The 18,017-nt window shown below is 53.1% G+C and carries 19 protein-coding genes; 2 read left to right on the top strand and 17 right to left on the bottom strand.

Annotation, left to right across the window (positions count from 1 at the left end; genetic code table 11):
- Positions 1–2 precede the first annotated feature (2 nt).
- From mutY to rlmF, 11 genes are all read right to left on the bottom strand, one after another.
- Entirely contained in the window at positions 3–1,103 is a 1,101-nt protein-coding gene (gene mutY, locus CHB59_RS00500) for an A/G-specific adenine glycosylase (protein ID WP_089374271.1), read from the bottom strand.
- A complete protein-coding gene (locus CHB59_RS00495; RefSeq protein ID WP_089374270.1) occupies positions 1,104–3,776 on the bottom strand; it encodes an AsmA family protein in 2,673 nt (890 codons plus the stop codon).
- Positions 3,777–3,854: 78 nt separating this feature from the next.
- Positions 3,855–4,667, bottom strand: coding sequence for an undecaprenyl-diphosphate phosphatase (locus CHB59_RS00490; protein WP_089374590.1), 813 nt, complete (start codon positions 4,665–4,667; stop codon positions 3,855–3,857).
- A gap of 90 nt (positions 4,668–4,757) precedes the next feature.
- Positions 4,758–5,156 carry a YidB family protein gene (locus CHB59_RS00485; protein WP_143738674.1) on the bottom strand — a complete coding sequence of 133 codons (399 nt, stop codon included), beginning with the start codon at positions 5,154–5,156 and terminating at the stop codon, positions 4,758–4,760.
- A gap of 75 nt (positions 5,157–5,231) precedes the next feature.
- The gene (locus CHB59_RS00480; protein WP_089374268.1) at positions 5,232–6,329 is read right to left on the bottom strand and encodes a pseudouridine synthase; all 1,098 of its coding nucleotides are present in this window, start codon (positions 6,327–6,329) and stop codon (positions 5,232–5,234) included.
- Positions 6,330–6,393: 64 nt separating this feature from the next.
- A complete protein-coding gene (locus CHB59_RS00475) occupies positions 6,394–6,690 on the bottom strand; it encodes an MliC family protein (protein ID WP_089374267.1) in 297 nt (98 codons plus the stop codon).
- 11 nt (positions 6,691–6,701) lie between these two features.
- A complete protein-coding gene (locus CHB59_RS00470; protein WP_179212021.1) occupies positions 6,702–8,045 on the bottom strand; it encodes an anti-phage deoxyguanosine triphosphatase in 1,344 nt (447 codons plus the stop codon).
- 47 nt (positions 8,046–8,092) lie between these two features.
- The gene (locus tag CHB59_RS00465; RefSeq protein ID WP_143738673.1) at positions 8,093–8,497 is read right to left on the bottom strand and encodes a hypothetical protein; all 405 of its coding nucleotides are present in this window, start codon (positions 8,495–8,497) and stop codon (positions 8,093–8,095) included.
- A gap of 95 nt (positions 8,498–8,592) precedes the next feature.
- Positions 8,593–9,180 (bottom strand): nitroreductase family protein, encoded by a 588-nt coding sequence (locus CHB59_RS00460; RefSeq protein WP_089374265.1) that lies wholly within the window; start codon positions 9,178–9,180, stop codon positions 8,593–8,595.
- A 62-nt stretch (positions 9,181–9,242) separates the two neighbouring features.
- Positions 9,243–10,007: an exodeoxyribonuclease III gene (gene xth, locus CHB59_RS00455; RefSeq protein ID WP_089374264.1), complete on the bottom strand. Its 765-nt coding sequence runs from the start codon at positions 10,005–10,007 to the stop codon at positions 9,243–9,245.
- Between the two features lie 36 nt (positions 10,008–10,043).
- Positions 10,044–11,048 carry a 23S rRNA (adenine(1618)-N(6))-methyltransferase RlmF gene (rlmF, locus tag CHB59_RS00450; protein ID WP_089374263.1) on the bottom strand — a complete coding sequence of 335 codons (1,005 nt, stop codon included), beginning with the start codon at positions 11,046–11,048 and terminating at the stop codon, positions 10,044–10,046.
- 120 nt (positions 11,049–11,168) lie between these two features.
- Between rlmF and CHB59_RS00445 the strand changes: the two genes are divergently transcribed.
- Entirely contained in the window at positions 11,169–11,657 is a 489-nt protein-coding gene (locus CHB59_RS00445; protein WP_089374588.1) for an aminoacyl-tRNA deacylase, read from the top strand.
- An 82-nt stretch (positions 11,658–11,739) separates the two neighbouring features.
- Here the strand turns inward: CHB59_RS00445 and CHB59_RS00440 are convergent, their stop codons facing one another.
- On the bottom strand, positions 11,740–12,276 hold the full coding sequence (locus tag CHB59_RS00440) for a YaeQ family protein (protein ID WP_089374262.1): 537 nt from the start codon (positions 12,274–12,276) through the stop codon (positions 11,740–11,742).
- A gap of 201 nt (positions 12,277–12,477) precedes the next feature.
- Here CHB59_RS00440 and CHB59_RS00435 point away from each other — a divergent pair, with 201 nt between their 5' ends.
- Complete coding sequence (locus CHB59_RS00435; RefSeq protein WP_245834984.1) at positions 12,478–12,930, top strand: group II truncated hemoglobin; 453 nt, start codon at positions 12,478–12,480, stop codon at positions 12,928–12,930.
- Between the two features lie 139 nt (positions 12,931–13,069).
- Here CHB59_RS00435 and CHB59_RS00430 read toward each other — a convergent pair whose 3' ends face one another.
- From CHB59_RS00430 to CHB59_RS00410, 5 genes are all read right to left on the bottom strand, one after another.
- Entirely contained in the window at positions 13,070–15,109 is a 2,040-nt protein-coding gene (locus CHB59_RS00430) for a M3 family metallopeptidase (protein WP_245834983.1), read from the bottom strand.
- A 9-nt stretch (positions 15,110–15,118) separates the two neighbouring features.
- On the bottom strand, positions 15,119–15,460 hold the full coding sequence (locus tag CHB59_RS00425) for a DUF4870 domain-containing protein (protein WP_089374261.1): 342 nt from the start codon (positions 15,458–15,460) through the stop codon (positions 15,119–15,121).
- Positions 15,461–15,553: 93 nt separating this feature from the next.
- The gene (gene ptsP, locus CHB59_RS00420) at positions 15,554–17,293 is read right to left on the bottom strand and encodes a phosphoenolpyruvate--protein phosphotransferase (protein ID WP_089374260.1); all 1,740 of its coding nucleotides are present in this window, start codon (positions 17,291–17,293) and stop codon (positions 15,554–15,556) included.
- A gap of 45 nt (positions 17,294–17,338) precedes the next feature.
- Complete coding sequence (locus CHB59_RS00415) at positions 17,339–17,608, bottom strand: HPr family phosphocarrier protein (protein ID WP_089374259.1); 270 nt, start codon at positions 17,606–17,608, stop codon at positions 17,339–17,341.
- Positions 17,601–18,011 carry a PTS sugar transporter subunit IIA gene (locus tag CHB59_RS00410; protein ID WP_089374258.1) on the bottom strand — a complete coding sequence of 137 codons (411 nt, stop codon included), beginning with the start codon at positions 18,009–18,011 and terminating at the stop codon, positions 17,601–17,603. Before CHB59_RS00410 ends, CHB59_RS00415 begins: the two co-directional genes overlap by 8 nt.
- Between the last annotated feature and the right edge of the window lie 6 nt (positions 18,012–18,017).

Below are 18,017 nucleotides of genomic sequence, written 5' to 3'. Positions count from 1 at the left end.
TGCTATATCAAGGCCAACTGCCCTTGATGCGCGTTGGATACAACGTGGTGCTGCTTTGCCAGCACCTGCAATATCTTGCGTACCGGCACCGGCAAGGCAGCATGGATAGCCTCATCCAGCGACATCCACTGCCATCTCGGCTCCTGCGCTTGCAACGGTAAGACTGGTACGGTTAAGCGCTGTGCGGAGATATGCAACCTGAAGTGAGTAAATACATGCGTCAGCTGTACCAATGGCTCCGCCCCACTGGACGGCATACTCAATGCCTGCATGGCCCATGCCGCACCATCCTGCTCCAGTCCCAGCTCAGGCAGACTCCACAAACCACCCCAGATACCACTCTCAGGCCGTTTCTCCAGCAACACCTTGTCTGCATGGCACAGCACCAGCATTTGCACCGTTCTTTCCGGTACCGCCTTGCGGGGCTTGGATGCAGGCAGCTCTTTCACCCTATTTGCTGCCCAGGCACCGCAATCCTCCTGTAATGGACAAATATCACAGCGTGGACGGGTACGCGTGCACAAGGTAGCGCCCATATCCATCAGCCCCTGAGCATACACGCCCATTTCACTCTCCGGCTGCATGGCCTCAGCCAGTTGCCACAGGGTTTTTTCCACACGAGGCAAGCCGGGCCAATCCTCAATCAGGAAATACCGGGCAAACACGCGTTTGACGTTGCCGTCCAGGATAGGTTGCGACAACCCAAAGGCAAAGGATGAAATCGCTGCCGCCGTGGAACGGCCTATGCCAGGCAATGCCTGTATCGCCTCGAAATCCTGCGGAAAATTACCACCATGTTGCTGCATGATGATTTGTGCAGCCTTGTGTAAATTACGTGCCCGTGAGTAATATCCAAGCCCGCTCCAGTATTGCAACACATCCTCCTGGCTCGCTGACGCCAGGCTGGCAATATCGGGAAAACGTTGCATGAATTTGAGATAGTAAGTGATTACTGCGGCCACCTGGGTCTGCTGCAACATGATCTCGGATACCCAGATGGCATAAGGATCTGTTGTATTCTGCCAGGGCAGGTCATGTCGACCATGCTGTTTCTGCCAGGCGATCAACCGCTCGGCGATAGGAGCAAACGGCTTGGGTTCCATTTAACGCCCGAGCAGATTCTGCAATTTCTGCTTGGCCTTGTCTTTCGAGGTAGCTGCCGGAGCTTCACCTTCTGTTGCCTTTTTATCACTGGATTTGTTTAGCAGGGATTTGACGGCATCTTCGCGGTTACCTTCCAGCAGATTCTTCACCGCCTCTCCTTTCGCTCCGCCTGCACCTTCCAGCAATTTATTCTTGGCAACTGCTGCAGCCAGGCCGGCAAAATCAATCGCGTATGCAGGCTTGCTGAAAGTGCCACTCAACTTGATAGGAACAGTCAGGCCGTTGAGTTCCTGCAAGTCAGCACCGCCCTGACCCTTGAGCGAGGCGACAACGGTAGGCTGCGCGAGATAATCAAGAGATTCATTGGCAATATCGATATCGCCTTTACCGGTGATACGGAACAATGGCGCCTTCATATCCAGGTCATCATTGTGCGCCACGCCGTTCTTGATATTGAAGCTGGCAGACATTTCGCTGAAATCTGTCTGCTTAGTCTTGTCCCCTGCCACACTGGTACTGCCTTTGAGCGCATTAAGCTTGTCCTTGGCACCACGCAAGGTACCGGCAATATCGATACCCTTGACCGCACCATCCTTGAGATTGAGTGCAGCCTTGCCGTTCAACCCTTTTTTCAGGGTATTCACGGTATTGCCGCTGGTAGTGATATCCAGGTTCAAGCTGCCCTTGCCATTCAGCATGTCATTGTTGATGGCATCCGTCAGTAAAGGCCCGATGGCAATACCCTTCATATCCTGCTTGATGGCAATATTCGGCGTGGTACGGGCGTCAACCTTCAGGGCGCCATTCATGGAGCCCTCATAAAGGTTCGCGGAAAAAGGGGAAAGTTCGGCCACCCCCGAGTCCGCTTTTAACTTAATACGCACGTTAGTACTTTTGACATTGGCCACCTTGAGCGCGCCGATACGCAACTCACCGTCTGCATTCAACTGGCGCAACGCGCTCAGGTCAATGGGAGCATCATCTGCAGGTTTGCTGGCAGGCGTTGCCGCAGGCTGTGACTTCGCCTCGGAATCCGTGATGTAGCGATCAGCATCAAGTTTGTCGATGTCGACATCAAAATGATAAATCGGCTTTTCGAAGCGGCTGATACCAAACTTGCCCTTGACGCTGGTTTCATCCAGCTTGACATTGAATGGGCTGACATTCAGCGTCTTGCCATCCGCCTTGATCCCCAGAGCCAGTCCCGTCAGCCGGAACTTGTCATAGATAATACTGCCGATATTGATATTACCCTGCAGTAACAAGTCCTTCAATGCCGACAAATCCTGCGCACCGGAATCGGTTGCAGGTTTGGCCGCTGCCTTCTCTGCCGGTTTGCTCTGGGCTGTGTTGCTGCCCAGTAATTTGTTCAGGTCCAGCTTATCTCCGCTGAGATTGAAGCGAATATCCGGCTTGCCGAACCCTGCGACCGCAACATCTCCCTTGAGTTTAGTGTCTTCAACATCCAGGTTGAAATCACTGTTGACCTTCTCCTGCTTGGCATCGGCAAACAGTTTGAAAGTGAACTCACCCTGCGCTGCGCCTTTGGGCAGGGCTTTATCCTTGATATCAATCTTGCCAGCCAACTTGGGCAATTCGAATATCAATGCTTCCAGGTTGCCCTTGAAAGGAGAAGAAAACTTGCTCTCCACACTCCTGTCCTGCTGTTTCAGGCTGAACTGGCCACTGACACCGCTGCTCTCAATTTCTCTTGGCGATCCTTTGACATCAGCCAGCACCAGTTGGGCCTTGATATCCGCACCTGCTTTCTCCTGGCTGAAAGCCAGCTCTGCCTTATCTCCCGATACCTCATCGTTTTTCACGGTCAATTTGGGAGCCACTATATCCGCAGTCAATTTGGCATCATTAAGCTTGCCACTCATCGCCAGTTTGAGGCTATCCACCAGAAATTCCATTGTTTCCGGCCTGGCATCGACATCACCACTGAGCCGGACATCGGCATCCTGCAGGTCTGCCAACTGCCCCTGCACTGCTGCATCCAGTTTGCTGACCGCAAAATGACCGGCATCCAGGTCGGCCATAAAGTTACCTTGCAGCCTGACTGCTGCTTCCACCTTGGGAGCCGTCGCACTGACTGCGAAATTACTTTCCAGGTCAAATGGCGTGCCAAGTGCCACCCGGCCGGTCTTGAGATTGAACTGCTTGATTGCATAAGTACTATTGGCGGCTTCATCCGTAAAGCTGACGGCAGAGTTGCTGACATTGATGCTGGAAATATCAAATACAATTTCCTGCGATGACTCTTCCTTATCCTCGCTCAACAGATCATCAAAATTGGTACTGCCATCCGCATGCCGCACAATATTGGCGCGTGCGCCATCAACATACACGGCATCCACCACCAGCTCTTTTTTCAATAAGGGCAATAAGGCTACAGATACCTTGAGCCCATCAACGGCCGCAAATTCCTTGTCATTATTGTGCTCAGACAGGGAAATTCTGCCCAGGTCCGCACCCAGTTTGGGCCAGAAAGCCAGCTTGATATCGCCATCAATATTCAAGGTGCGCTGCTTTTTATCCTTGACCAGCTGCACGATCATGGGCTTGTAATCATTCGGGTTGAACGTCGCGGCAAATATCGCCACGATAATGATCAGCACAAGAATGATACCGCTTAGGCCGAACAAGGAATATTTGAGTATCTTATTCATTCATCTATCCTGTTTTTTTGATTGGGCGCCATGCCGGAAAGTGTAGCGTCAGCAGTCGGACCATTACGTCTACTGCCATTACCAGTAGTACACCAGTACGATGATACCAAGCACAATGCGATAGTATGCAAATCCCTTGAAATCATGATTGGCAACATAACGGATCAGGGTCTTGATCGCAACCAGTGCGGCAAGAAACGCCGTGATGAACCCGACAGCAAACATGCCCAGATCCTCCAGCACAAACAAGCCGAAATTCTTGTAGACATCATAAAACGTCGCTGCCAACATCACCGGGATTGCCAGAAAAAATGAAAACTCAGTCGCCGTCTTGCGATCCAGCCCGAATATCATGCCACCGAGTATGGTAGCTCCAGAACGTGACACTCCGGGCATGATGGCCAAGGACTGCGCGCACCCGACTTTCAACGCCTGCCATGGGCTAATCTCATTGAGACTGGCTGTTTTCCTAACGTCTGACGTTTTATGAGGAGCATAGAAGTGCTCTACCAGCAGGATCACCAGGCCACCAATAATCAGCGCACAAGCCACGGTAACAGAGGAGAACAGGTGGGCCTTGATGAACCCGTGCAACAACAAACCCAGCACCGCTGCCGGCAGGAAGGCAATAAACAAGTTGAGGATAAAACGCTGCGATGTTGCCGTGTGCAGAGTGCTTGCCACTGAGGTCAGGCGTGCACGGTATTCCCAGCATACGGCAAGAATCGCTCCCAGCTGAATGACGATCTCAAATACCTTACCTTTTTCATCATTAAAGTTGAGTAAATCGCCAATGATGATCAGGTGTCCCGTGCTGCTGATGGGAAGAAATTCCGTGGCACCTTCCACAATACCGAGCAGCAACGCTTTGAGTAACAATAAAAAATCCATGCCTGTGCAATCTTGGATATTGATGAAGACGGCAATCACCCGCCAGATGTAAGGTGCTCCGGAATGACAGCTTCCCGGCAGGGAAGATAACTACTCCTTGAGCAGGGAAAAGGCACGTGCCATCAACTCGGCCTGGCTGGATGGCAACTCGCCTTCAGGACTCAGTTTATCAATAGCTTGTGGCAAATACTCCGCCAGCTTAGCAGCAAGGTCTTCAGGAGAAAGCGAGAGCTTCGCTGCCAGAGGTTGGAGAAGCGCAGAGCCAAACACTTGCAAGACCTGAGACAAAGACAATGGCAGATTGCTTCCGGAACCCAGCCACGACTCCACTTCCGCACCCAGTCCGCTTTCCCGCAATTTTTCCAAGATGCCCTGAGGGCCGCCACATTTGTTCATGAGCTCCAGTCCGGCCTGCAGCATCGGGTTATCACTATTTCCCGCGATTTTTCCTATGACTGAACCTGCAATACTGTCAAACAATCCCATCATCAACCTCCTTCAATTTATTCTTGTATTCATGCAGTTGCCATGATTGCAATGCGCAAACATGGCAACATACACACCCTAGAAACGCTCTCCTTGACGCAAATAGCGCCAGGTTCCCACTGGCAACTTGCCCAGCGTCACACTGCCGATACGCACGCGCTTGAGGCCAACTACCGTCAGGCCAACCAATTCACACATGCGACGAATCTGGCGTTTGCGCCCTTCACGCAATACAAAGCGCAACTGATCCTCATTCTGCCATGAAACCTTGGCAGGCTTGAGCTTGACCCCATCCAGGCTCAGCCCATGGTTGAGTTTCTTCAATCCATCATCACTGAGCGTGCCGGTAACCCTTACCAGATATTCTTTTTCTGTTGTCGAATCTTCCCCGATCAACTGACGCGCCACGCGACCATCCTGGGTCAATACCAGCAAACCTGTGGAATCGATATCCAGACGCCCGGCCGGTGCCAGGCCACGCAGATGTCCCCGCTTGAATATTGTCTGGCTGGGGTCTTCGCCCCACTGGTTATCTGGGTGCACCAGCACCACAGCAGGTTGATATCCATCCTCGGCCTGCCCCGACACATAACCCACTGGCTTATGCAGCAAGATAGTCACGATTTCTGTCTGGTGCTTCTGCGCTTCCTTGCTCACCTTGATATCAGCATCAAGAGACACCCGCGTGCCAAGAACATCCACCACCTGGCCGTTGACTGTCACCCAGCCATTAGCAATGAACTCATCTGCTTCTCGGCGTGAGCATAAACCCAGTTCGGCCATACGCTTGGAAAGTCGCGGCAGTTCCGGCTGACTGGCAACCGGTTTGGGCGTAAACCTGGGGTTGGTATTTCTGTCCTGGTTGAAATCGCCTGGCTCAAATCCATCACGCAACTTGCCGCCACGACGGGGCGTATCCCTGTCCGCAAACTTGCCTCCTGTCCTCTGCGTATCCCGGCCAGAGGCAACGGGCCTTTCGCGTGACGGCCTCGCAGCCTTGCCGGTTGCACGTGCCTCTACCTCATCCTTGGTTGTACGATTCTCCATCTGAGGCTTCTGTGCCAGATGCGCTGGTACAGATGTGCGGGAACGTTTGGCAGGGTCTGCCCGGCGCAACGGGGCCTTCTCCGGATTGGCAGCAGCTGCAGCACCGGGTTTCAGTTTAAGCGTAGTCATGCCGCGATTCTAACATAGCGCTCGTATATCATTCTCAACCACATCAGCACTCACAAAACCAGGATCAACGCACCGCATGACACTGATCCCGCACTTCTCCTGCCTGGCCTTGATCATCTGCGAACAAGGTCGCCTCACTGCCTTTCGTCCACCACTCCAGCGCCTCATCACGATAACGTGCACCGCTGGCAGAGATCACCCGTTGCATGTGATGAGTTGCCCCCTGGTATTGCAGCACGGCCTGCTCCCCGTCATAAGTGACCTGCGCCTTGCCCCCGCTATCACAGTCATAATGCCAGGTTTCCGCATGGCTGCATGCGACGAGCAAGACAAATAACACCCAGGCAATGCTGACCTTCATCCCTGACTCCTTCAAAGCCTGTCGAATACCGAACCAATGTCCGGACTGAATAAGCGGTGATACAAGCGTGTCGCATACACATCCGTCATGCTGGCAAGATAATCGCAGATCACGCGTTGCGGCTGTGGACTAGCGTGTAGCTGATTGAGATAGGCGGAAGGTAGCAAGCGCTGCGGGTTTTCCCGCAAAGTGGCGAACAGGCGTACTACCATTTGCTGCCCCTTGAACTCCAGAGCTTGCACCTGTGGCCGGCGAATCACTTCTTCCAGAACAAATTTCTTGAGTATGTCCAGCAATTGCCGCGCTTCATGCTGCATTTCTGCCTGCAGACGCAGCAATGGTGCCGCAAATTCCGGTTGCTCGCTAATCCGGATATTGCTGACCAGATAATGCACGAGCTTGCTGATTGCATGTTTACGATCCCGGTCACTGCCGGAGAAGAGTTTGTTGTGATAAAAATCTGCTTCCCGGCACAGGGGACTGTCCGGCATGGCCTCAACCTGGGCCATGACCAGGCTTTTCCACTGCCGCTCAGTAATCAATTCCAGTGCCAGCGCATCTTCAAGGTCGTGTACCCCATAGGCAATATCATCTGCCAGTTCCATGATGGAGGTATCAAACCCCTTGAATAATGCCTTGGAATGCCGGCCGGTAACGGCTTTTACCGTGCGAAAGCGCGACCTGTCCTCTGCAGTGAATGGTTCCAGTACCCAGTCCAGGATTTCTGCCTCGTCGTCATGAAGACACTTGGGCGGTCGTGCATAATCAATATTGGATGATGTGCCCGCCGCCTCAAGCTCATAATGTGCAACCTCCCGGTGCAGCACAGGGTATTTCAGCAAGCCCAGCATTGTGCGCCGCGTCAGGTCCAGGCCGTGCTCCGGAGAGTATTCCCCCAACCTGCCTATGATGCGCATGGTCTGCCCATTGCCCTCGAAACCGCCATGCGCATGCATGACCGTGTTGAGTGCGACTTCTCCCCCATGTCCAAATGGAGGATGACCGAGGTCATGCCCGAGGCAGACAGCTTCTATCAGGCTGAGGGAAGGTATCCATGCAGAATACTCCGCATTATCCAGATAGCGCTGACGCAGCTGCTCACAGATACCCGATCCGATTTGCGCCACCTCAAGGGAATGGGTCAGGCGCGTACGGTAGAAATCACTGTCACCTATGCTGAAAATCTGGGTCTTGGACTGCAGCCGGCGAAATGAAGCTGAATGAATGATGCGCGCACGATCACGCTGGTATTCACTATCTGCGGCATCTGAATTGAAAGAGTTCCCGGTGTAGCCGGCTGCGTAGCGCCGTCTATCCATGCAGACGGAATTCCACTGTTCTTGATTAATTTCCATGGCGCCATATTGCCATGAAAACATGGATGCAGCCTATTTGTAAGTAATTACTCCACAATTTGCTCAAGCTGCCATTGCTTGTGGCCATAGATATCCATCAATGTCCTGCCTGCCAGCGTGTAGTGGATTTCGGTCCCGGCAGGCACCAGCAATGTTTCCAGTACCGGCCTTAGAGTGGTGCGTACCTGGTCCAGGTTGGTCGTGATAATGTCGATGCGTTGATATCTCACATACTGCGCGCCATCCGGGTCAGCATCGCTGAAAGACTGCCCCCAACCGATGACATCCCCAATGCGATTCTCCTGCAACAGCCGTGACAATTCATTCTCACGTTGATGGAATGGATCAGGTTTAGCATGCAGCTTGACCGGGATCTTGACATAGACGAACTGAGACTGGGCCTTGTGATCAAACAAGGTACTGTTATCATCATTATTAGAATGAGTACTCATGATTGCAATTCCCATACTGAGGCCATGGTGTATTAACGGCAGCCAACCCATACGCGTTGACACCAGGCATGTCCACACGCAGTCACGGACAACATTTACTCGGGCATGGCCGACTTCCACAACTGGGCATATTCCTGCCACACCGCGCGCGGCGCGGTATTTTTTCCAGGATTGACCGGTGTTCCCAGATTCAACAACCCTATCATCCTGTCTTGCGGATCAAAGGCCATGACCTGGTGCAGCAAGGCATCCAATGGAGCTGGTGTGCTGCTCCAAAAACCGCTGTATCCCAGCACATGAGCGGCATTCAGCATATTCATCACCGCAGCGCCGGCCGCCAGTAACTGTTCAAACTCCGGGGCCTTGGGGTGAGGCGTTATCCGCGCGGCCAATACAATAACCACGGGCGCAGTGGTGAGCTTGAGGGCATATTTTCCATGCAGGGCGCGCACCTGCTCCGTCTGCGCATCCGCATGCTGCAATACCTGTTGCAACAGAGCCTGGCGATCCTCCCCCTGCACCACCTTAAAATGCCATGGACGCAAACCCGCATGGTCAGGTGCCACTGCTGCCGCCTGCAAGATAGTTTCCAGCTCTCCTGCACTTGGCGCTGGGGCAGCAAGCGGCCAGGCTGAACGACGTGCCAGCATAGTTTCCAGAATCTGGGGGATAGCAACAGACATTATTACCTTTCAATCATCATCAATTCACATTGCTTTATACAACCAACGCCGGTTCGCCTGGCTTACTCCAGCTCAAGCACAACCGGCGTGTGATCAGAAGGCCGCTCCAGCTTGCGCGGCCCCTGGTCTATCCAGCAACGCCGGCATTGTGATTTCAGCGCATCACTGACCAGGATATGGTCAATACGCAGGCCAAGGTTACGGCGGAAACCTGCCATGCGGTAATCCCACCAGCTGAAACTGGCTTCTTCCTGCTCAAACAAGCGGAAACTGTCATGCAGGCCCAGGCTAGTGAATGCATTGAATGCCTTGCGTTCAGGCTCGCTCACCAGCACCTGCCCTACCCAGGCAGCAGGATCGTGCACATCCCGGTCTTCCGGTGCGATATTGTAATCACCGAGCAACGCCAACTTAGGATGTTGCTGCAACTCTTGCTGCAAGTAGCCAATGAGCGCTTCCAGCCAACGCAATTTGTATTGGTACTTATCGCAATCCAGGCTTTGTCCGTTTGGAATGTAAGCGCACACTATTCTTACACCATTAATAGTCGCAGTCACCAAACGCTTCTGCTCATCATCCAACCCTGGAATGCCAAATGTGACGTTTTCAATCGCGTGCGGGCTGAGAATCGCGACACCGTTATAGGTTTTCTGCCCGCTATGCACGGCGTTATAGCCAGCCTCCTGCAAGGCAGCATAAGGAAACTTGCTGTCTTCCTGCTTGGTTTCCTGCAGGCACAGCACATCCGGCTTTTCCGCGGCAATCCAGTCGAGGACATGCGGCAGGCGGACGTTAAGGGAGTTGACGTTCCAGGTAGCGAGTTTCATGCATCCAGCTTTTCTGTTTCAGGAAACAGCAGTGTATCACTCCTGCAGCGGTGATTTCCCGGCATATGTCTCCATGGGCCTGCGTTTACACCATGCCTGTTGCTGGCGATCATTCATGAATGTCCAGGCGACAAACCGGCTCTTTTTCTGGCCCTGCGCCATTTCCACCGTCCTGACCTGCACAGCAGGTACTCTTTTCAAGGCTCGATATACTGCTGGCAGGCTGGCCTCGCGCGAAACCAGCGAGGTGAACCATAAACATTGCCCGCTGATTGCCTGGCTTTCCTCCACCATCCGGCTGATGAAGGCAACTTCGCCACCTTCGCAATACAGCTCAGCAGCCTGACCGCCAAAATTTAACTTACCCTTGTCCGACAACGCTTTCGATGCCGCTTGTCGGCCTCGTGCCAGCCCATGCCATTTCCGGCGGGTTCCAGCCTCCGCATCTTCCTGCGAAGCATGGAATGGCGGATTGCACATGGTCAGGTCAAAGCGGTCTGCATCATGTACCACATGGCGGAAAATTGCAGCTGCATCCTTTTGCTGGCGCAAGGTGATTGCAGCGTCCAATCCATTGGCCTTGATAATCTGCTGCGCATTCTCCAGCGCCTGCGTACTGACATCTGCACCAACAAAATGCCAGCCATATTCGCGCTGTCCGAGCAGGGGATAAATCAGATTGGCTCCCACACCGATATCCAGCACGCGCACTCCAGCACCTTCTGGCACGTTCCCGGCATGATGCGGCGTCAACAAATCGGCCAGGTAATGAATATAGTCAGCGCGTCCAGGAATAGGCGGACAAAGAAAACGGGCAGGAATATCCCAGTCATCAATGGCGTAATACTGCTTGAGCAACGCCTGGTTCAAGGCCCTCACCGCAGCGGGATCAGAAAAATCAATCGAGGCATCTTCATGTGCGTTCCTCCGCACAAACCTGCCCAAGGGAGAATACACCTGCACCAATAAAGCAAAATCGTAACGTCCCCTGTGCCTGTTACGTGGGTGCAATGCTGTTTTTTCAGTCGAACCTGTCACCATACTGCTCACTCATTACCTATGCGTCCGGCTCCATCACCGTCAACGCCTCCAGGGATCTTTCAAAAAATAACGATGGCTGTCATCCTGTCATACTTACGCTATGCACGAAAGGAAAACCTCATGACACTCGCCTCCCCCGTCACTGACTTACTCAACGCCCGGGATATTCCGTTCAGCATCATTGAAATCCCGCTCAGCGAAGACAAAAAACCTATTCGCAACCTAGAGGAGCTACTGCAACAACAAGGCCTGGATCCACATTCCGTGGTACGCAGCGTACTATTCCGCACCGGATCGGAGCAATTCATCCTGCTGGCGGTTGCCGGTGGAGGCCGCGCCGACTGGGCAACCCTACGTAGCCACCTCAATGAACGAAAACTACGTATGGCGGAATATGATGAAGTGCCGGAAGCCACGGGTTATGTTGTCGGAGCCGTCCCTCCCATCGCGCTCCCAGATGGTCTCAAAATCATGGTGGATAACAGCGTGCAGCATTACGAAACCGTTATTATCGGCAGCGGTGTCCTCGGCTATGCGCTGGCACTCAAAGGCACGGATCTTCTGTCCATTCTGGCGGATGCAGAGCAAGGAAACTTTGCTAAAACATGACCCGACTGTTTCATTGGCAGCAGGCTGGATCCATTATATCGGGAGAGCGCGGCAACAATATTTCATCAGGTTGTTGCCCGCATCACTTCCATTTTTCACGGACAATTTCAACACTGCGCTCAGCGTCACTCATCCATAGCTGGCCATCCTGGATGGTGCACTGCAATTGCATGGTACGCTGTGCCAGCACCGCAAGATCCCGGGTCTGTTCCTGTGGCAGGTTATAGACGCTCAAATTCTTCAGGCGTGCAAATGCGGAGCTGTTCTGTTCGAACCACATTTCCGCTGTGCGGCCACCATAGGCATACACCACCATTTCATCCGCCCGGTTAGATGCCTTGCGCACCAGTTTTTCATCCGGCAACCCGACATCAATCCACTGCTCGATGCTACCGGTAAGATCCTTGCGCCAGATATCGGCTTCTTCGTCATCCGTCATGCCTTGCCCGAAGGCCAGCAACTCATGCGCATGTAACGCGAAAGCCAATAAACGCACCATCATCCGCTCATCTGTTTCCGACGGATGACGCGCCAATGTCAGCACATGATCCTGATAATAATGCCGCTCCATATCCGCAATCTGCAGAGTAGCCTTGAATACAGTGGATTTGAGCGCCATGGTATGCCTGGATGGAATCAATGAAGGGGCAGAGCTTAACGCATATCTCCGGGAAACTGCTACAAAATCCTGTAATAGCACAATGATGTGCACCGGATCGCGTCAGTAGCTTACTTGCTGATGCTGATTCTTGTTAATGCTGGGAAAATTTTTGACCTACCATCCTGCAATATGCCTTTAAACCACTAGCAGGAGATAGCAATGAACCCTTCCAGTTCCAGCGTTAACCATCCTAGTGCAATGACACACCCGAGCTACCCTGTACAGAAAACGGGTTCGCTTTACAACCGGGTTGGAGGTGAAACAGGGCTACGCAAGCTGATCGAGACGTTCTACGACATCATTGAATTCGAACCCCAGGGACGCATGCTTCACCTACTGCACCTGAAAGGCCATGGTGTCGCGCATTCACGCATCGAACAATTCAACTTCCTGTCGGGATTTCTCGGTGGGCCGCAGTTGTATATAGAAAAATACCGGCACTCCAACGTGCGCGATATGCATGTCCATGTGGAAATTGACGCCGCAGCACGTGACTCATGGCTGGAATGCATGCTGGTTGCCATTGATCGTGTCGGTTTGCCAACAGACGTGAAAGACGACCTAATGAGCAACCTCACTCGCGTCGCCTTCCAATTACAAAACAAGGACTAAGGCAGAATAGGGATTCGCATCTGCGCAACCACTATCATGCCGTAAACATGCGCGCCCTTCAGGGCTGAGACAAGATTGACCTGAAAAAGCCAACGCTGGCAGTCAAGGCGCAATATTCCAGATATTGCGCCTCATCATCTCAAGCCGTCATGCCGTTATGCCTTAACAAGGCATCAATGCTCGGCTCTCTGCCGCGGAACGCGATGAAGGATTCCAGCGCAGGACGAGAACCACCTTGGGCCAATATCTCTTTCCAGAAGCGCTTCCCTGTTTCCGCGGAAAGCACGCCGTTTTCCTCGAACATGCTGTAGGCATCGGCAGAAAGCACTTCCGCCCATTTGTAGCTATAGTAGCCCGCCGCATAACCGCCCGCAAAGATGTGCGAGAAGTTGTTGGGGAAGCGGTTCCACTCGGGTGGGCGTACCACGGCGACTTCGTCGCGGATGGCTTCGATGAGCTTGAGCGCGGTGCCGGTGTCATACTCGCTGAAATCGGAATGCAGGCGCATGTCGAACAGGGAAAACTCGATCTGGCGCACGGTCTGCATGCCGGCCTGGAAGTTCTTGGCGGCAACCATTTTGTCGAAGAGTTCTTTCGGCAGATGTTCGCCAGTATCGACGTGCCTGGTCATATGGCGCAGCACATCCCATTCCCAGCAGAAGTTTTCCATGAACTGGCTGGGCAGTTCCACGGCATCCCATTCCACGCCCTTAATACCGGACACACCATAATCCTCAACGCGGGTCAGCATGTGGTGCAGGCCGTGGCCGAATTCGTGGAACATGGTGATGACTTCGTCATGCGTGAACAGCGCAGGCTTGCCGCCTACTGGTGCAGAAAAGTTGCAGGTGAGGTAGGCCACAGGGATTTCGACGCCGTGGTTTTTCCGGCGACGGGTGATGGCTTCATCCATCCAGGCGCCACCGCGCTTGTTATTGCGCGCGTAGAGGTCGAGGTAGAACTGGCCGACCGGCTCACCCGACGGGGTAGTGATTTCATAGAAGCTAACGTCCTTGTGCCAGACCGGCGCTTCCTTCTTGCGTACCTGCAGGCCGAAGATGGTCTCGGTGACCTTGAACAAGCCTTGCAGCACTTGTTGCTCAGGGAAATATTGCTTCACTTCCTGGTCGGAGAAGGCGTATTTGTCCTCACGCAGCTTTTCCGAAACGTAAGCAATGTCCCAAGCCAGCAATTCTGTCATGCCCAGCTTCTCTGCGGCATATTGCCTGAGTTCTACAATATCGCGTTCGGCAAAGGGCTTGGCGCGTTGCGCGAGGTTGTTGAGAAACTCTTCCACCTGGTCCGGGGTTTCCGCCATCTTGGTGGCCAACGAGGTTTCGGCGTAATTCTTATAGCCGAGCAGGACTGCCGCTTCGTGGCGCAAGGTGAGGATGTTACGGATGATCTCGGTATTGTCCCACTCGGACTTGCCGAATTCAGAGGCACGGGTGGCGTAGGCACGGTACAGCGTTTCGCGCAGTTCGCGGTTGTCGCCGTATTGCAGCACCGGCATATAGGAAGGGAAATGCAGGGTGAATTTCCAGCCTGCCTTCTCATCAGCCTTGGCGGCTTCGGCGGCGGCCTGCAAGGCATCTTCCGGGATGCCTTGCAACTGGGCTTCATCCTCGACGAACAAGGCATAATCGTTAGTGGTATCGAGCAGGTTTTCCTCGAACCTGGCCGCCTGGGTGGAAAGCTCTTCCTGGATCGCCTTGAAACGTGCTTTTTTATCTTCCGGCAATTCCGCTCCACCGAGGCGGAAATCACGCAACTCGTTATCGACAATCTTGCGCTGGGCGGTGTTGAGCTTGTCGTAATCCGCGCTGGCGCGTAAGGCACGGAATTTGGCGTACAGCCGCTCGTCCTGCGAGAAATCAGCGTAGAAGGCCGTCAGCTTGGGCAGGTTCTCGTTATAGGCTTCGCGCAGTTCCGGGCTATTGACCACGGCATTGAGGTGGCCGACCTGTGACCAGGCACGGGAAATCTGCTCCTCAAAATCCTCCATCGGGCGCACGAAATTTTCCCAGGTAGGTAGCGCGGAGGCTGCTACCAACACTTCCACCAGCGCCTTGCCCTCTTCCAGCAAATGATCCACGGCAGGAGTAACATGTTCGGCCTTGACCTGGTCGAACTGGGGCAGGCCGGAAAAGTCCAGCAAGGGGTTGTTGGTAATACTCACGTGAAATCCTTAACTAATCAATCGCAATGTAAATGGGTAACGATATTCCTCGCCGTTGCTGGCAGCGATGGCGGCCAATATGCAAAAAACAATATTGGCAACCCAGAGGATGCCGGCCAGCATGAAACCGATGAGGATATACATCAATATGGAGCTGATGACATAACCTATCAAGAGCGTGATCTGGAAATTCAACGCTTCCCTGGCATGTTCACCGACAAACGGACTGTTATCTTTTTTCAACATCCAGACGATCAGGGCAGGAAACACGCTGAACAGCGTTCCGCCAAGGTGGGTAAGCACAGCAATATTCTTTTCATCCGCATTTGGCACAGTAATAAGGTCGCTCATGATGGAATCCCTTTATGTTGGTCAGCCGGAACATACCAGCCCTGGTTTGCTGTTGAAACCTGATTATTACCTAATAATCTGTTTGAAGTCCGGCTATTGATTAAGTTTATCGAGCAAGGGGTCTATCTTGTCGATTTCATAAGTATTCATGATCTTGCGTGCCAGCGGCAGCACGGCCTGCAATTCGGTCTGCAACACCTGGCGCTTGATGGTAAGCACCTGTGCCGGATGCATGGAAAACTGGCGCAGGCCCATGCTCAGCAGCAACCGGGTAAAACGGATATCTCCTGCCATCTCGCCACAGACAGAAACCGGCTTCTCCAGTTTATTGGCAGCCTTGATGGTCATTTCGATCAGTTTCAGCACTGCCGGGTGTGAGGGTTTATACAAATAGGAAACCGTATCATCCGTGCGGTCAATTGCCAGTGAATATTGAATCAGATCATTGGTACCGATGGAAAGAAAATCCAGCTCACGCGCGAATGCCTCTGCATTGATTGCAGCTGCCGGAATCTCGATCATGCCACCCAGCTTGATGGCCTCATCAAAGGGAATATTTTCCACACGCAGGCTTTCCTTGGCACGCTCCAGCAATGTCACTGTCTGGCGCAGCTCCAGCAGCGAAGAAAGCATGGGAATCAGAATCTTGATCCGGCCATAATGCGAGGCACGCAAGATAGCTCGCAACTGGATATGGAATATATGAGGCTCAGCCAGGCATAGTCGTATGGCACGCAGACCCAGTGCCGGATTGGTACACACCCTGACAGTATCCGGATTCACGTGTTTGTCCGCGCCAAGGTCCAGCGTCCTGATCGTAACCGGCATGCCTTTCATGGTTTCAGCGACAGTGCGGTAGGCCGTGAATTGCTCGTCTTCATCCGGCATTTCACGTCGGTTCATGAAGAGAAATTCTGTGCGATACAATCCTACTCCCGTTGCACCAACAGACTTGGCCTTGGCAACATCCGCGGGCACCTCGATATTGGCATGCAGCTCAATCTCATGACCATCCAGAGTCACGGCCCTGGTCTGTTTCAGGCGCTTGAGCTTCTGTTGCTCCAGCTCCCATTGTTCCTGCCGCAGGCGGTATTCTGCCAGCGTATCCTTATCCGGATTGACAATGACAATCCCATCATTGCCATCAACAATGATCAGTTCGCCATCGCGTATCAGGTCGCGCGCGCGATGCAATGCAACAATGGACGGAATGCTCAGACTACGCGCCAGGATGGCTGTATGTGATGTAGCGCCGCCCACATCCGTGATAAAAGCGGCAAACTGGTGATGCTTGAACTGAATGGCATCTGCCGGAGAAATATCATAGGCCACCAGGATCATTGCACTTTCGTCAGTACGGATGGCCCCACTCGGGTGTCCCAGCAACACCTTGATCACCCGCTCGACGACCTGCACCACATCCTGCTTGCGTTCACGCAGGTATTCATCCTCGATCAGCTCAAACTGGGCCACCAGCTCATTCATCTGCTGCTTCAAGGCCCATTCGGCATTGCATTGTTCCTGCTCAATGATAGCCTTGGGAACCTCTGATAATTGCTTATCCGCTAGAAGCATGAGGTGCGTGTTGATGAACGCCGCCAATTCAGCGGGTGCATTGGCGGGCAATTGCTCACGAATTGCCTCCAGATCAAGGCACACGTGTTGCACTGCACTCTCAAAACGCAGGATTTCTTCCGCTACTGCTTTTCTCGGAACCTGATAATGCGCCACCTCGACCAGGGCATTGGTCACAATTCGGGCATTGCCAATGGCAATCCCGGCGGAAACACCAACCCCATGCATGGAGAAACTGATCTTGGAACTTTGGGCCATGATGTTTTATTCCTGTGGAGAAAAAGCAAGCACCATCAGTTGAAATTACTCAGGCTCACCAAAACGGCTGTTGATAAGCTTGACCAGAGCATTCATCGCCGCTTCCTCATCACTGCCATTGGTCTCGAGTGTCACCTTGCTGCCCTTGCTGGCGGCCAGCATCATCACGCCCATGATACTTTTGGCATTGACGCGACGACCATTACGCTCTATCCAGATTTCACAGGCATGCTGGCTGGCAGTCTGCGTCAGTTTGGTTGATGCGCGCGCATGCAATCCGAGTTTATTAATAATTTCTATTTCTTGTTTAATCATGATGCTTACATGCGTCCTTGGAAAAATGCACTACGCCATCGCGTCCGCCACTGATAGCCTTCTCGACCAGCGCCATAATATTATTGCCCTCACGGTAAGTCAGCGCTCTCACCAGCATCGGCAGGTTGACACCTGCCACACCCTCTACATGCCCCGGAATCAGCAGCCGAGTCACCAGGTTACAAGGCGTCGCGCCGTAGACATCAGAAAGAATCAATACCCCCTGGCCTTCGTCCAGCTCCCGTATCATCTGCTGGGCCTGTGGTAGCAAGGTTGCGGGGTCGTCATGCGTACCTACACCGAGCTGCCTGAGTAAAGGAGGACGTGACCCCATGACATGACTGCCACAGTGAATAAGGCTTTCACCCAGTGTTCCATGGGCAATAATGAGTATGCCTATCATGTTTTG

This window comes from Methylobacillus rhizosphaerae (assembly GCF_900187985.1).
In the GTDB taxonomy this organism is placed as follows: domain Bacteria; phylum Pseudomonadota; class Gammaproteobacteria; order Burkholderiales; family Methylophilaceae; genus Methylobacillus; species Methylobacillus rhizosphaerae.
The sequence above is the reverse complement of the archived record's forward strand: the minus strand, read 5'-3'. Positions and strand labels throughout refer to the sequence as shown.